The organism is Pseudomonas sp. W5-01, from assembly GCF_046540435.1.
GTDB lineage: Bacteria > Pseudomonadota > Gammaproteobacteria > Pseudomonadales > Pseudomonadaceae > Aquipseudomonas > Aquipseudomonas graminis_B.
The window spans coordinates 43,970-57,736 of sequence record NZ_JAXCIP010000009.1 but is presented as its reverse complement, the minus strand read 5'-3'; the positions used below and the strand labels follow the sequence as shown (position 1 = coordinate 57,736).

The window sequence follows — 13,767 nt, the reverse complement described above, 5'->3', positions numbered from 1 at the left end:
CAGTCAGCGGTCCGCCCGATCCCGCAGGGCTTCCAGAAGCAAACGAAAAGCCGGTTTGTGTTGGCGCCGGCTTGGGTAGTAGAGGTGATACCCGGTGACGGTCTCAGTCCAGTCCTCCAGCAACCGCACCAGGCGACCTTGTTCCAGATCGTCCTCGACCAGATGCTCCGGGAAGTAGCCCAGTCCGGCACCCGCCCTCACAAAATCACGCATGAGCCAGATGTTGTTACTCACCAGATGCCCGTCGGCGCGTACTTTGATTTCTCTCCCGTTTTTGGCGAAAGGCCAAGCCCACAATCCTCCCGAGGTGGGCTGGCGCAGGTTGATACAGGCGTGCTCGGTCAGGTCCTGTGGCGTCAGTGGTTTAGCGCGGTGTTCCAGATAGGCGGGGGCGGCCACCAAGGCCATGCGAAAATCCCCGCCGATGGGCAGGCTGATCATGTCCTGAGCCAGCTGTGCGCCCAGGCGGATACCGGCATCGAAGCGCTCGGCGACGATGTCCACCAAGGCGTAGCTGTCGTTGATCTCAACCTTGATGCCTGGATAGTCGGTCATCAATTGCAGCGCAGCCGGTGCAAGCACCAGATGGGTTGCGTGCTCCAGAGAGGTGATGCGCAGACTGCCGGCCGGCGTTCCGCTGAGTTCGCTCAGCTCGTTCAGCCCTGACTCGATCCCGTCAAAATGCGGCCCGATGCGGTCGATCAAGCGCGCCCCGGCTTCGGTCGGCGCGACGCTGCGGGTACTGCGTGTCAGGAGTTGCACGCCCAGGCGCGATTCCAGTTTGGTAATGGTGCGGCTCAGCGCAGGTTGGGAAACGCCAAGCTGCGCCGCCGCTTTGGTAAAACTGCCTTCACGGGCGACCCGCAGGAGGGCCACCAGATCGGTTACGGAGTCGCGCACAATTAATGCTCTGCGGTTATAGGTCCATTCCTACCATACCATCTAATCATTTGTAGGAAGGATGGCTAGAGTGTCGCCTTCGCTTCGCGGCGCTTTCAGGAATCATCTTTTCCATGAGTAAACAAACATTCGATGTGATCATTTTCGGCGCCACGGGTTACACCGGTCGGCTGGTCGCTGAATACCTCTTCGCTCAATACGGCGTTGACGGCCCTGTTAAGTGGGCAATTGCCGGTCGCAGCTTGAGCAAGCTGGAAGCCATTCGGGACAGTTGGGCAAACGCCGCAGCGCTGCCGCTGATCGTGGCCGATGCCCGGGACCGCGCGTCCGTGCGCGACATGGTCGCCACGACCCGGGTGGTGATTACCACCGCAGGGCCGTTTTCGGTCTATGGCTCTGACCTGGTGGCCGCCTGCGCCGAGTCGGGGACGGACTACGTTGACCTCTCTGGGGAGATCCCCTGGATTGCCCGGATGATCGGCAGCCATCAGGCCCAAGCCCAGGCCTCGGGCGCGCGACTGGTGTTCTCCTGTGGTTTCGATTCGGTGCCGTTCGACCTCGGCGTATGGTTCACCCAGCAGCAGGTCATGAAGAAGTTCGCTCGCTACGCACCTCGGATCAGGGGGCGGGTGCGCAAGATGCAAGGCGTGCTGTCGGGTGGCACGTTCCTGAGTGTCGACGCTGTGGTTGCAGCGGCGGCGCAGGATCCTGCTCTCGGTGAACTGGTGGCCGATCCATTTGCCTACACACCAGGATTCAGAGGCGTCGAGCAACCTGATGATCAGACCCCTTACAGGGATGAACTGGCGCAGACCTGGGTCGGGCCTTTCATCATGTCGGGCATCAATTCCAAGGCGGTGCATCGCACAAACTTGCTGGAAGGGCACCTGTGGGGCACGTCCTTTCAGTACGACGAAATGCTGATGCTCAGTGCGCAGCCGAGCGACGACGATGAGCCTGGTCTGGCGGGCTTCTCCTTTAATGAGGGCGGTCATCCTCAACCGGGGCAAGGGCCGACACAGAATGAGCTTGAGGCGGGCTTTTATGACGTGCTGTTCATCGCTGAACTGGCCGATGGTCAGGTGCTCAAGGCATCCGTGAGTTGCGACGAGGACCCGGGCTACCTGTCGACATCCAAGATGTTGGCCGAGTCAGCGATGGCGCTGGCGTTCGATGTAACACGTGAGGAGACCCCGGGCGGTTGCTGGACGCCCGCGGCGGCGCTGAATGAAGCGCTGCTCAAGCGCCTGACGGGGAAAGCCGGGCTGAGGTTTACCGTCGAGGGTTGATTCGATGGGCCGCTAAAAAGGCTGAATGTCTTTGACGTTCAGCTTTCAGAGTCTTTAGCTCTCTCAACAATTAGCCTAGTCAACAAAAGGTGTCCCATGAATGTGCCAAACCGCATGAACTACATCGAGATCACCGAACCCGGTGGCCCCGAAGTATTGAAGGTAATGCAGGCCGATGTGCCAACGCCGGGTGATCACGAGTTGCTGATCCGGGTTCACGCCGCCGGCATCAATCGTCCTGATGTCATACAGCGTTCAGGCAAATACCCGATGAAACCCGGCATGACCCCTGTGCCCGGGCTGGAAGTGGCCGGTGAGGTCGTCGGGGTTGGCGCAAAGGTGGCCGACTTCAAGCTGGGCGACAAGGTATGTGCGCTGACCAATGGCGGTGGTTACGCCGAATACTGCGTTGTGGCAGCGACCCAATCACTACCTGTCCCGGACGGCGTGGACATGATTCAGGCCGCCGCCATTCCGGAAACATTCTTCACCGTATGGGCCAATCTGTTCGAATTGGGCCAGGCCCGAAAGGGCGGCACCGTGTTGATCCATGGCGGCACCAGCGGCATCGGCACTACTGCGCTCATGCTGTGCAAGGCCTTGGGGATCAAGGCTTTTGCAACGGCCGGCAGCCAGGAAAAGTGCGACCGGATCCGCGCACTGGGTGGCGAAGCGATCAATTACCGCGAGGTGGACTTCGCTCAGGAGATCGCCCGGCAAACCCAGGACAAGGGCGTAGACGTGATTCTCGACATCATGGGCGGAAGCTATTTCGAGAACAACGTGGCGTCACTTGCACGACGTGGTCGACTGGTCGTTATCGGTTTTCTGGGCGGCAGCTCCGTCAAGGACTTCAATCTGTTGGCGCTGATGGAAAAGCAAGGCTCGGTGACAGGGTCGATGATGCGTTCGCGCAGCGCGGAGGAAAAAGCCGAGATTGCTCGCGCCGTACATACCAATGTCTGGCCGTTGATCAAGCAAGGCGAGTGCCTGCCTATCATTGACCGTATTTTTCCTCTCGCCGACGCAGCACAAGCGCATCAGCGAATGGAACAGGGTGACCATGTCGGCAAAATCGTGCTGAAGGCGGTGTGAACGTGAATCGCCCGGTGCGTGTCATTGACTGCCCCGCCGGGCGTTGTTCATTTGTTGTTTGAGGTGCCATGGTTGGCTTGGGGCGACCGGCTTCTCTGTACGCTTCAAGCTCCATGAAGAGCGACTGCGCTGGCCTCAAGCATCTTATGAAGGCCCGCAGAGCCTTTGCTCACGGAAAGTCGATAATGGCCACTGCTGGCCCGCGAACCAACTGCCGCTTTGCCTATCACAGCTGTTGCCGCCCACTCTGGCGGCAGCTCAGGGAGCGTTTCAATGGCAGATCAACAAAAGGTTTTCTGGTACGGCACCGCGGGTAAGGATGAATTTTTCAGTTCCTTCGATCTCAATGTTATCTACGGCGGTGCTGGGGACGATTACATTGAGGGTCGAGGTGACAGCGTACTGATCGGCGGGGCTGGTTCGGACAGTTTCTACGCCTATGGAAACGCCGTACTGCGCTATGGGTCCATCAGCGACAGTAGCGGCTCGCAAGTCGACTACATCGATTATTTCGATAAGGCTGATCGCCTTGACCTGACCGCGCTGGGCATTTCCGGCATTGGCGACGGCACACACGGAACCGTGCAGATCGTCAGCAATACAGATGACGGCTATTATCGGACGATTCTCAGAAGCTACGATGTCGATGAAAACGGCAACCGGTTTGAGCTGCTCCTGAGTGGCGATTACACCCTGACCAATGCCAACTTCCAGCGCCTGATTGCCGGCAGCGATTCGGGCGACAGCGTTGTCGGCACCTCGGCTGGCGCAGAAACCCTGATGGGCTACGAGGGTCGCGATACCTTGACTGGCCTGGCCGGCGATGATCGTCTGGTGGGCGGCGGGGGCGGCGATACCCTCACTGGCGGCACCGGCGCCGACGAGTTCGTATTCAGTTCCGTGTCCGACAGCATCCGCACTTCGACAGGTTCTGCGCACACTGCCGGTCGGGATCTGGTCACTGATTTCAATGCAGCTGAGGGCGATCTCGTGGATCTGTCCAGCCTGGGGTTCAGCGGCCTGGGCAATGGCTTCAATGGCACGCTGAAGGTTGTGGTCAATGGCGCAGGTACGCAGACAGCCTTGAAGTCGCTGGAAGCCGATGCTGACGGCAATCAGTTTGAAATCCTGTTCAGCGGCAATCTCAGGGCGGACCTGAATCGCGACACGGTGGATTTCGGCAACACCAGCGGGCCCAAGATCGTCAATACGATGACCCGCGATAACATGGATGTGCTCGGCACCGGCGGCAATGACGTCTTGGCCGGCGGCGTGGGCGATGATCAGATGGTGGGTTTTCAGGGCAACGACATCATAAACGGGGGCGCTGGTAACGACGTCATGGCCGGTGGCATGGGCAAGGACACACTCACCGGTGGCAGCGGCCTTGATGACTTCGTTTATTACCGCATGACCGACAGCTATCGCACGGCGGACGCCAGTCATTCGGACCTTATCACCGACTTTGAAAGCGGAGACCGTCTGTTCATTCTCGATTTGGGGTTCGACCGCACGGGCGATGGACGAAATGGCACCTTGAAGCTCGACTACAACGAAGACCAGGACCGGACCTATCTGCGCTCCTTCGAAGCCGATGCAGACGGGCGTTTCTTCCAGATCGCACTGAACGGCAACCACACAAGCGTTCCGGTGGTTTATGACGGCCTTTATCTGGACGAACCGCTGATTTCTATTGTCGGCATCAATCCAGCCGAGCCTGCGCCTATGTAACCTGTTTGCCCAACGACAGTTCAATAGGGCGGCGTCTTATCCGGCGCGTATTCAGCAGACCGGGGCCTGCTGAATACGCGGGGCGTTAGCGGGAATCGAGAGCCACGGCCGCCGTTCACGCGACCTTTTCGTTCTTCTCCTGCTCGCGCCGGGCGACCAGTTCGCGCGTCAGCGGGATCAGCTTTTTGCCGTAATCGACCGCATCTTCCAGCGGATCAAAACCTCGAATCAGGAACGTCGTGATCCCCAGGTCGTAATAATCCAGCAGCGCCTCGGCCACTTGCTCTGCGGTACCCACCAACGAGGTGGAGTTGCCTTTCGCGCCGAGCAGTCCGGCAATGCCGGTCCACAAGCGTTTGTCCAGACGCGCACCTTGGGCCGCTGCTTCCAGCAAACGCCGCGAGCCTTCATTCGGCGGGTCATGTCGCTCGAATCCGGACGCCTGGGCCAGCGCCTTCGCCCGCTCAAGAATATCGTCCGCACGCGCCCAGGCCTTTTCCTCCGTCTCCGCCAGAATCGGCCGTAACGACAAACTGAAACGCACCGTCCGGCCGTGTTTTGCGGCTTCGGCCCGCACTTCCTTGACGATGTCTCTTACTTGCTCGTAGGTCTCGCCCCACAGGGCATAGACATCGGCATGCTTACCGGCGACTTCCAGCGCAGCCTGAGAGGCACCCCCGAAATACAGCGGAATGTGAGGCTGCTGCGGCGACTTGACCAACGAATGAGCGCCCTCGAACCGGTAGTAATCACCCTGATGATCGAACGGCTTGTCGGCCGTCCATTCCTGGCGCACCACGCCGAGGTACTCGTCCGTGCGGGCGTAACGCTCATCCTTGCCAATGAAACTGCCGTCAGCGCGCAGCTCCTGATCGTCCCCGCCGGTAATGATGTGCACCGCAATACGCCCGCCAGTGAACACATCCAGCGTAGCGAATTGCCGAGCGGCGACGGTGGGGGAAATAAAGCCCGGACGATGGGCCACGAGAAACTTCAACGTACGCGTAACACTCGCCGCATAAGACGCCACGAACGCACTGTCCGGGCTGTTGGAATGGTAGGCGACCAGTGCCCGATCAAACCCCGCCTCTTCATGGGCTCGGGCGACTTTCTCCACGCACTCAGGCTGAACGGCCGGCCCGCTGCGGGGATGAATTTCCGATCCGGGCTGGGTAGCGATATAACCGATGAACTCGACGCTCATGACAACTCCTTGCACTGATGGGCCAACCGACGCGAGAGGACACGCGGGAGCAAGTCAGCAACATAGGGGCAAGCGGAGGGTCTGTGAAATTCGATTTGGCGCTAAGCTAATTATAAAAAAAATGCATTTAGCGGATCGGTAAGATCAGGGAATCTTTTATAAAGTGGAAGTATCACTGCCAGTTCAGAGTGACGCGGAGCGCCAAGGGATGCATTCCCACGCAGAGCGTGGGAACGATCAATTTGCGGCACCCGCACTGGCCTCTTCCCGGCTAAAGCCGGTCCTACAAAATGAGCGCAGTCAGTAGGACCGGCGACGCTCCCTGTAGGACCGGCTTTAGCCGGGAAGCCGTTGATCTGCTCCACGCTTTGATCTTCATACATAAATATCCCAGACACCGCTGAACGCGACTTGGGTGCAGGCCGAACGCAGACGATGCGCAGTGGGTCGAGCCGGATGGATGCGGCGAGAGCGCCGTCAGGACATGGATGTCCGTTCGGCGCGGGCCCACGGAGCGCCGTCGGAGTGAGGGAACCCGACGAAGTCGGGCCAAACCGAGAGCAGGCACTTTTGGTTACTTTTAGTGCTTTTTAAAAGTAACTCGCCGAAGGCGAAACAGAGGCCGTTAGGCTGACGCCTTTGATCTTGGCGTCATAAGCCACGCCGCATGACGACCGGGGACAGATTAATTTACGGTGAAGCGCTGTAAATAAATCAGTCCCCTCAATGCTTCCCTCAATGCTTCCCTCAATGCTAGATCAGATCAATGCTTGGACTCAGACTGCGACATCGCCAACAACTGCTTCTCCTGATTCCAGTCGAACGGCTCCTCGTTCTCCATCGCCTCAAACCGACGCTCCTCCAGCGCCGTATACAAATCAATCTCATCGTCCGGCATGAAATGCAGACAATCGCCGGCGAAAAACCACAACAAATCCCGCGGCACCAAATGCGCAATCTGCGGATAACGCTGAATCACCTGACACAACAAATCCTGCCCCAGATACTGACTCTCGATCGGATCAGCCGGCAACAGCGTCAGCAACTCATCGTAACGCTCCAGAAACAGCGCATGACTTTCCTCGGGGACCTGCTCGGCCTCTCCCAGCGCGACCAGGATGCCGCGCAAATGCAACAGCTGATTCATGATGTGGTCGAGATTGGCGTCGGCCATGATGAAGCCCTCAGAGACAAAAACAGGCGCGGGAGTATAGATCCCCCCGCCGCCTGCGGCTATCTCAATGCCACAACCCGGCCAGATACCGATGGCCTGCCTCAGTGAGGGCCAGGTGGGCAAACGTGCGGTCGGGACTGGGCAGACGGGTGACGAAGCCCATCATCAGGAGGGTTTGCAAGGTTTGTGTCGGCTTACCGCTGGAAAGATCCTCCCCCGAGGCAATTTCAGAGAGCAGGCAGCGATGGGTCAGGCGTTGGTCAATCATGGTGCGTCCCCTTGGGTTTTTCTTGTTGTTACCAAGGAGTGTAGGACAATTAGCCAGAGCAGTGCATGTAGACGTAAGTCGCGGGCTGCGATTTGTAGGAAGCGATTCGCTTGCCTGGGAATGACGGCGCGTCAGCCAACGGTATGTTGCTGACCCGCCGCGATCGCGAGCAAGCTCACGCCTACAGGGTAGGCCGTGGTTAGCGTGTTTTGCCTTCGGTGGCGACCAGCGCTTCCTTGTCGAAATCGTCCACATCGATCACCTTGCGCCGCGCCGCCTCTGCCGCACGCAGGGTCTGCGCTTCCGCCGCCTGCAGCACGCCCGCATTGAGCGCGGCGTCGATCAGATGCTCACCCCCCGCCGGCTTGACCTGACCGCTTTTCACCGCGTGATGGAGTTTGCTGCGGATTGCCTTGGCGCCGCTGAGCACGTCGCTCGCGTGCTGCAGTGCGCCGACCGGATCTTCTGCGTCAGTCGGGCGATAGCAACCGGCCAGCACTGATTCCAGCGCCGGATCGCCTTTGGCGCGGCCAAGAATTTCCGCGACCTGGGCATCGAGCCTGTCCGAAGGCCCTTTGTGACGACGGCCGAACGGGAACACGATCACTCGCAGCAATCCACCGAGAATGCGGTTCGGGAAATTGCTCAGCAGCTCATCCAGCGCGCGCTCCGACTCACCCAGCGCTTCTTCCATGGACCAGCAAAACAGCGGCGCCAGCGCCTCGGGGTAATCCAGATCGTGGTAACGCTTGAGGGCGGCGGACGCCAGGTACATGTGGCTCAGCACATCGCCCAGCCGCGCCGACAGACGCTCGCGGCGTTTCAGCTCGCCGCCCAGCAACATCATGCTCAGATCAGCCAGCATCGCGAACGCCGCCGCCTGACGGTTCAGCGCGCGGAAATAACCTTGACTCAGCCGGTCGCCCGGCACGCTTTCGAAATGCCCAACGCCCAGGTTCAACACCAGCGTACTGGCCGCGTTACGCACGGCGAAACCAATGTGTTGCATCAGCAGGCCGTCGAATTCCACCACCGCCCGGTCATGATCCTTGCGGCCGGCTAGGGCCATTTCCTTCAGCACGAACGGGTGGCAGCGAATGGCGCCCTGACCAAAGATCATCAAGTTGCGCGACAGAATGTTCGCGCCTTCCACGGTGATGAAGATCGGCGCGCCTTGCCACGAGCGACCCAGGTAATTGTTCGGGCCCATGATGATGCCCTTGCCGCCGTGCACATCCATCGCGTGAGTGATGCACTCTCGGCCGCGCTCGGTCAGGTGGTATTTGAGGATCGCCGACAGCACCGAAGGCTTCTCGCCCAGATCCACCGCGTTGGCAGTCAGGATGCGCGCGCTGTCCATCAGCCAGGCGTTGCCACCGATGCGCGCGAGGGATTCTTGAATCCCTTCGAACGCCGCCAGCGGTACGTTGAACTGCTCGCGAACTTGCGTGTACTGCCCGGTGACCAGGCTGGTGAATTTCGCGGCGCCGGTACCGACTGCAGGCAGGGAAATCGAACGGCCGACCGACAGGCAATTCATCAGCATCATCCAGCCTTTGCCGAGCATGGCCTGGCCGCCGATCAGGTACTCCAGCGGAATGAACACATCTTTGCCCGAGTTCGGGCCATTCATGAACGCCGCGCCCAGTGGCACATGACGACGACCGATTTCCACACCGGCGGTGTCGGTTGGAATCAGCGCCAGGCTGATGCCCAAGTCTGTTTCGTCACCGAGCAGATGCTCAGGGTCGTAGGCCTTGAAGGCGAGGCCGAGCAGGGTGGCGACAGGGCCCAGGGTGATGTAGCGCTTTTCCCAGTTCAGGCGCAGGCCGATGACTTCCTCACCTTCCCACTGGCCCTTGCAGATGATCCCGGTGTCGGGCATCGCCCCTGCGTCGGAGCCGGCCAGCGGTCCGGTCAGGGCGAAGCACGGGATCTCGTCGCCTCGGGCCAGGCGTGGCAAGTAGTGATTCCGCTGCTCGTCGGTGCCGTAATGCAGCAGGAGCTCTGCCGGGCCCAGTGAATTGGGCACCATCACGGTGGAGGCCAGATCGCCGCTGCGGGTCGCCAGCTTCATCGCCACTTGCGAGTGGGCATAGGCCGAGAAGCCTTTGCCGCCGTATTCCTTGGGAATGATCAGCGCGAAGAAGCCATGTTCTTTTATATGCGCCCAGGCTTGCGGCGGCAGGTCCATGGCCTGACCGATTTCCCAGTCGCTGACCATGGCACAGAGATCTTCGGTCGGGCCGTCAAGGAAGGCCTGCTCTTCGTCGGTCAGTTTGCTCTTTGGGTAGCTGAGCAGCGTGTTCCAGTCCGGACGGCCGCTGAACAGCTCGCCATCCCACCACACCGTGCCAGCGTCAATGGCGTCGCGCTCGGTGGCGGACATCGGCGGCAGCACTTTCTGAAACCACGAGAACATCGGCGCACTGAAGTGCTTGCGGCGCAGGTCCGGCAACGCCAGCAGCAACGCGACGCCCAGCCACAACACCCACGGAATGACCATCCAGCCATGGGCATGGCTGAACGCGCCCATTGCCAGCAGGTACACCGCGACGATGCCCAGGGCCGGGAAGGGTGCAACCCTGCGATGGGCCAGCCAGGCCACGCCAACCACCAACACTACGATCCACAGCAACAACATAAATAGCCCTCCATGATGACGGCGCGATAAGCGCAACCGGCTGCGCAGTCGACCGCTCTGGCCCGCGCATCGATAGTGACCCCGTGCTACCAACGGAGTTCGGGGGCTGGCCGATGCGCAGGAAGTTGTGGCTTGAACACCCGCATCCCGGAGTAGACTGTGGCCCGCCGCAAACGCCACTCATCGCTCGTTGACCACACGGAGAATGACAACATGTTGAAGATCTGGGGCCGCAAGAACTCGTCCAATGTGCGCAAGGCATTGTGGATCGCCGAGGAACTGGGGCTCGATTACGAGTCGCTGAATGCCGGCGGCGCTTTCGGTATCAACGATCAGCCCGAGTACCTGGCGAAGAACCCCAACGGCGTGGTGCCGATGATCGAAGACGGTGAGTTCGTGCTGTGGGAATCCAACACCATCGTTCGCTATCTGGCGGCGCAATACGCGCCTGACTCGTCTCTGTATCCCGGCAACCCCAAGCTACGTGCCCAGGCTGAGAAATGGATGGACTGGACCACCTCGACGCTGGCCGGTCCTTTCCGTCCGGTCTTCTGGGGCGTATTGCGTACCCCCGCCGAGCAGCAGGACTGGACGCAGATCAATGCGGCTAAAGCCGAAGTCGAGCGCCTGCTGGTCATCGTCGATGCAGCCCTGGCGCGTCAGCCGTATCTTTCGGGCGATGAATTCGGCGTGGGCGACATCCCCCTCGGCTGCTTCGCTTATCCCTGGTTCGAAATGCCGATTGAACGTCGCGAGCTGCCCCACCTCAAAGCCTGGTACGAACGTTTGCAACAGCGTCCGGCGTATCGAAAGGCCGTCATGACCGCGCTGACCTGAGTTCAGCCCGTGTCGAGTTAATACTGACTATCAATCGATGTCGCTGTACTTGGGCGGCATCGGGACGCAACATTGCGGCCACTGCATTTGAAGTGATGTGTTGCGCCTGACATTCCAGCTGCGCGGCGCCGTCAATGTCAGCGCCCCCTGTGATCGGCCCTATCGGCCCGGCAACTGCACGTTCGTATTCGTTTATCTTCCTTTTCATTTTATTGGTGTGTGTTCAGTCATGAGTTCAGCTCTGTCCATCCGGCAGCTAACCAAGACCTACGGCAACGGTTTCCAGGCCCTCAAGGGCATTGATCTGGACGTCGCCGAGGGTGATTTCTTCGCATTGCTCGGCCCCAATGGCGCCGGCAAATCCACCACCATCGGGATCATGTCGACGCTGGTCAACAAAACCAGCGGCACCGTGAACATCTTCGGCCACGACCTTGATCGCAACCCGGCGCAGCTCAAGCGCTCGATCGGCGTGGTGCCGCAGGAATTCAATTTCAACCAGTTCGAGAAGACCTTCGACATTGTCGTGACCCAGGCGGGCTATTACGGCATTCCGCCGAAGATCGCCAAGGAACGCGCCGAGCAGTACCTGACCCAGCTGGGTTTGTGGGACAAGCGCGACTCGCCGTCACGTTCGTTGTCCGGCGGCATGAAGCGCCGTCTGATGATCGCTCGCGCGTTGATCCACGAGCCGCGTCTGTTGATCCTCGACGAGCCTACTGCGGGCGTTGATATCGAGCTGCGCCGTTCGATGTGGACCTTCCTCACCGAGCTGAACGAGAAGGGCATCACCATCATCCTCACCACCCATTACCTGGAGGAGGCCGAGCAGCTGTGCCGCAACATCGGCATCATCGACCACGGCACGATCATCGAAAACACCAGCATGAAGACCCTGCTCAACAAGCTGCACGTCGAGACCTTCCTGCTGGACCTTCGCGATCCGCTGCAGGCCGCGCCTCAGCTCAATGGCTACCCGGTGAAGCGGGTGGATAACCAGACACTCGAGGTGCAGGTCGACAAGACCATCGGCATCACGTCGCTGTTTAGCCAGCTGTCGCTGCAGAACATTCAGGTGTTGAGCCTGCGCAATAAAACCAATCGCCTTGAGGAGCTGTTCGTGGGTCTGGTCGAGAAGAATCTGGCGAAGGTGGCGATATGAGCTCGGAGCTGCGTCCCAACCTGATCGCCCTGAACACCATCGTTTATCGTGAGGTCCGGCGCTTCATGCGGATCTGGCCGCAGACCCTGCTGCCGCCGGCGATCACCATGGTTCTGTACTTCGTGATCTTCGGCAACCTGATCGGCCGGCAGATCGGCGACATGGGTGGCTTCACCTACATGCAGTACATCGTGCCCGGGCTGATCATGATGTCGGTGATCACCAACTCCTACGGCAATGTGGTATCGAGCTTCTTCGGCGCCAAGTTCCAGCGTTCGGTTGAAGAGTTGATGGTTTCGCCGGTGTCGCCCCACACCATCCTGATCGGTTACACCATCGGCGGCGTGCTGCGCGGGCTGGCGGTGGGGGTGATCGTCACCATGCTGTCGATGTTCTTCACCGATCTGCATGTGCACCACCTGGGCATCACGATCATTGTGGTGCTGCTGACCGCGACGATTTTCTCGCTGCTGGGCTTCATCAATGCCGTGTTTGCGCGCAATTTCGATGATATTTCCATCATCCCGACCTTCGTGCTGACGCCGTTGACCTACCTGGGCGGGGTGTTCTATTCGATCAACTTGCTGCCGCCGTTCTGGCAGACCGTGTCGCTGGCCAACCCGGTGCTGCACATGGTCAACGCCTTCCGCTTCGGCATTCTCGGTGTGTCGGACATCAAGATCAGCATTGCCCTGGCGTTCATGGTCGTCGCGACCATCGTGCTGTACCTGGGCTGCGCGCGGCTGCTGGTGAGCGGACGCGGGATGCGTCAGTAACGGATTTCAGAACGATCGTTCCCACGCTCCGCGTGGTAATGCCTCCCCAAACGCTCTGCGTTGACTGTAACGCGGAGCGTCAAACGGGCCATTACCACGCGGAGCGTGGGAACGATCATGCATTTTCTACACAGACTTATGCCGCCTCTGACGCGCCCTCCACTGCCGCCCCACCCACCAGCGCCAATACGCCATCGTCCCGAAATACCCCGCCACGCCCAGCACAATCCCCGCCACTACCGATCCCAGCAAAAACGGCTGCCATAAGGTGGACAGCTGTCCACTGATCCAGTCCCAGCTCAGTTCGTCCGGGAAATGCCGCGGCGGCAAGCCCATCAACAGCGCGCCGATTTTATAGGTGCAATAGAACACCGGCGGCATCGTCAGCGGGTTGGTCAGCCAGCAGAGACTGACAGCGATCGGCATGTTGGCACGCACCCAGATCGCCAGCACAGCGGCCAGCAGCATCTGCAACGGCATCGGCATCAAGGCGGCGAACAGCCCGATCCCCATTGCGCGCGCCACGGAGTGTCGATTGAGGTGCCAGAGGTTGGGGTCGTGCAGAAGAGCGCCAAGAAAGCGTAAGGATTTGTGTTCCCGGATGCTGTTCGGATCGGGCATGTACCGCTTGATCAGGTGGCGTGGCATACGGGAATCCGGCGAGGTGGGCGGGAAATTCGGGGAAGT

12 protein-coding genes are annotated in these 13,767 nt (G+C 59.9%); 6 read left to right on the top strand and 6 right to left on the bottom strand.

Going from position 1 to position 13,767, the window contains the following annotated elements:
- Positions 1 to 3 precede the first annotated feature (3 nt).
- On the bottom strand, positions 4 to 903 hold the full coding sequence (locus SLW75_RS23625) for a LysR family transcriptional regulator (RefSeq protein WP_410935672.1): 900 nt from the start codon (positions 901 to 903) through the stop codon (positions 4 to 6).
- 110 nt (positions 904 to 1,013) lie between these two features.
- On the opposite strand from SLW75_RS23625, the gene SLW75_RS23620 reads away from it, so the two are divergent.
- From SLW75_RS23620 to SLW75_RS23610, 3 genes are all read left to right on the top strand, one after another.
- Positions 1,014 to 2,189 (top strand): saccharopine dehydrogenase family protein, encoded by a 1,176-nt coding sequence (locus tag SLW75_RS23620; RefSeq protein WP_410935600.1) that lies wholly within the window; start codon positions 1,014 to 1,016, stop codon positions 2,187 to 2,189.
- A 96-nt stretch (positions 2,190 to 2,285) separates the two neighbouring features.
- A complete protein-coding gene (locus tag SLW75_RS23615; RefSeq protein WP_410935599.1) occupies positions 2,286 to 3,284 on the top strand; it encodes an NAD(P)H-quinone oxidoreductase in 999 nt (332 codons plus the stop codon).
- 273 nt (positions 3,285 to 3,557) lie between these two features.
- A complete protein-coding gene (locus tag SLW75_RS23610) occupies positions 3,558 to 5,015 on the top strand; it encodes a M10 family metallopeptidase C-terminal domain-containing protein (RefSeq protein WP_410935598.1) in 1,458 nt (485 codons plus the stop codon).
- Positions 5,016 to 5,130: 115 nt separating this feature from the next.
- Here the strand turns inward: SLW75_RS23610 and SLW75_RS23605 are convergent, their stop codons facing one another.
- From SLW75_RS23605 to SLW75_RS23590, 4 genes are all read right to left on the bottom strand, one after another.
- Positions 5,131 to 6,219 (bottom strand): LLM class flavin-dependent oxidoreductase, encoded by a 1,089-nt coding sequence (locus SLW75_RS23605; protein ID WP_410935597.1) that lies wholly within the window; start codon positions 6,217 to 6,219, stop codon positions 5,131 to 5,133.
- Between the two features lie 763 nt (positions 6,220 to 6,982).
- Positions 6,983 to 7,393, bottom strand: coding sequence for a PA2817 family protein (locus SLW75_RS23600; protein ID WP_065993096.1), 411 nt, complete (start codon positions 7,391 to 7,393; stop codon positions 6,983 to 6,985).
- Between the two features lie 64 nt (positions 7,394 to 7,457).
- Positions 7,458 to 7,661, bottom strand: coding sequence for a hypothetical protein (locus SLW75_RS23595; protein ID WP_074888180.1), 204 nt, complete (start codon positions 7,659 to 7,661; stop codon positions 7,458 to 7,460).
- A gap of 199 nt (positions 7,662 to 7,860) precedes the next feature.
- Positions 7,861 to 10,305, bottom strand: coding sequence for an acyl-CoA dehydrogenase (locus tag SLW75_RS23590; protein ID WP_410935596.1), 2,445 nt, complete (start codon positions 10,303 to 10,305; stop codon positions 7,861 to 7,863).
- Positions 10,306 to 10,518: 213 nt separating this feature from the next.
- Here SLW75_RS23590 and SLW75_RS23585 point away from each other — a divergent pair, with 213 nt between their 5' ends.
- The 3 genes from SLW75_RS23585 (at position 10,519) to SLW75_RS23575 (ending at position 13,080) form a co-directional block, all read left to right on the top strand.
- The gene (locus tag SLW75_RS23585; RefSeq protein WP_296309448.1) at positions 10,519 to 11,142 is read left to right on the top strand and encodes a glutathione S-transferase family protein; all 624 of its coding nucleotides are present in this window, start codon (positions 10,519 to 10,521) and stop codon (positions 11,140 to 11,142) included.
- A gap of 229 nt (positions 11,143 to 11,371) precedes the next feature.
- Positions 11,372 to 12,304: an ABC transporter ATP-binding protein gene (locus SLW75_RS23580; RefSeq protein ID WP_065993102.1), complete on the top strand. Its 933-nt coding sequence runs from the start codon at positions 11,372 to 11,374 to the stop codon at positions 12,302 to 12,304.
- On the top strand, positions 12,301 to 13,080 hold the full coding sequence (locus tag SLW75_RS23575; RefSeq protein ID WP_410935595.1) for an ABC transporter permease: 780 nt from the start codon (positions 12,301 to 12,303) through the stop codon (positions 13,078 to 13,080). The genes SLW75_RS23580 and SLW75_RS23575 overlap by 4 nt, the downstream gene beginning before the upstream one ends.
- A 126-nt stretch (positions 13,081 to 13,206) precedes the next feature.
- On the opposite strand, the gene SLW75_RS23570 is transcribed toward SLW75_RS23575, so the two are convergent.
- Positions 13,207 to 13,728, bottom strand: coding sequence for a DUF2062 domain-containing protein (locus tag SLW75_RS23570; RefSeq protein WP_410935594.1), 522 nt, complete (start codon positions 13,726 to 13,728; stop codon positions 13,207 to 13,209).
- Between the last annotated feature and the right edge of the window lie 39 nt (positions 13,729 to 13,767).

What these genes read in the sequence shown, in the direction of transcription:
- SLW75_RS23615 (WP_410935599.1), top strand. Translation starts at nt 2,286, where the DNA reads ATGAATGTGCCAAACCGCATGAACTACATCGAGATCACCGAACCCGGT.
- SLW75_RS23575 (WP_410935595.1), top strand. Translation starts at nt 12,301, where the DNA reads ATGAGCTCGGAGCTGCGTCCCAACCTGATCGCCCTGAACACCATCGTT.
- SLW75_RS23590 (WP_410935596.1), bottom strand. Translation starts at nt 10,305, where the DNA reads ATGTTGTTGCTGTGGATCGTAGTGTTGGTGGTTGGCGTGGCCTGGCTG.
- SLW75_RS23595 (WP_074888180.1), bottom strand. Translation starts at nt 7,661, where the DNA reads ATGATTGACCAACGCCTGACCCATCGCTGCCTGCTCTCTGAAATTGCC.
- SLW75_RS23585 (WP_296309448.1), top strand. Translation starts at nt 10,519, where the DNA reads ATGTTGAAGATCTGGGGCCGCAAGAACTCGTCCAATGTGCGCAAGGCA.
- SLW75_RS23600 (WP_065993096.1), bottom strand. Translation starts at nt 7,393, where the DNA reads ATGGCCGACGCCAATCTCGACCACATCATGAATCAGCTGTTGCATTTG.
- SLW75_RS23610 (WP_410935598.1), top strand. Translation starts at nt 3,558, where the DNA reads ATGGCAGATCAACAAAAGGTTTTCTGGTACGGCACCGCGGGTAAGGAT.
- SLW75_RS23580 (WP_065993102.1), top strand. Translation starts at nt 11,372, where the DNA reads ATGAGTTCAGCTCTGTCCATCCGGCAGCTAACCAAGACCTACGGCAAC.
- SLW75_RS23620 (WP_410935600.1), top strand. Translation starts at nt 1,014, where the DNA reads ATGAGTAAACAAACATTCGATGTGATCATTTTCGGCGCCACGGGTTAC.
- SLW75_RS23570 (WP_410935594.1), bottom strand. Translation starts at nt 13,728, where the DNA reads ATGCCACGCCACCTGATCAAGCGGTACATGCCCGATCCGAACAGCATC.
- SLW75_RS23605 (WP_410935597.1), bottom strand. Translation starts at nt 6,219, where the DNA reads ATGAGCGTCGAGTTCATCGGTTATATCGCTACCCAGCCCGGATCGGAA.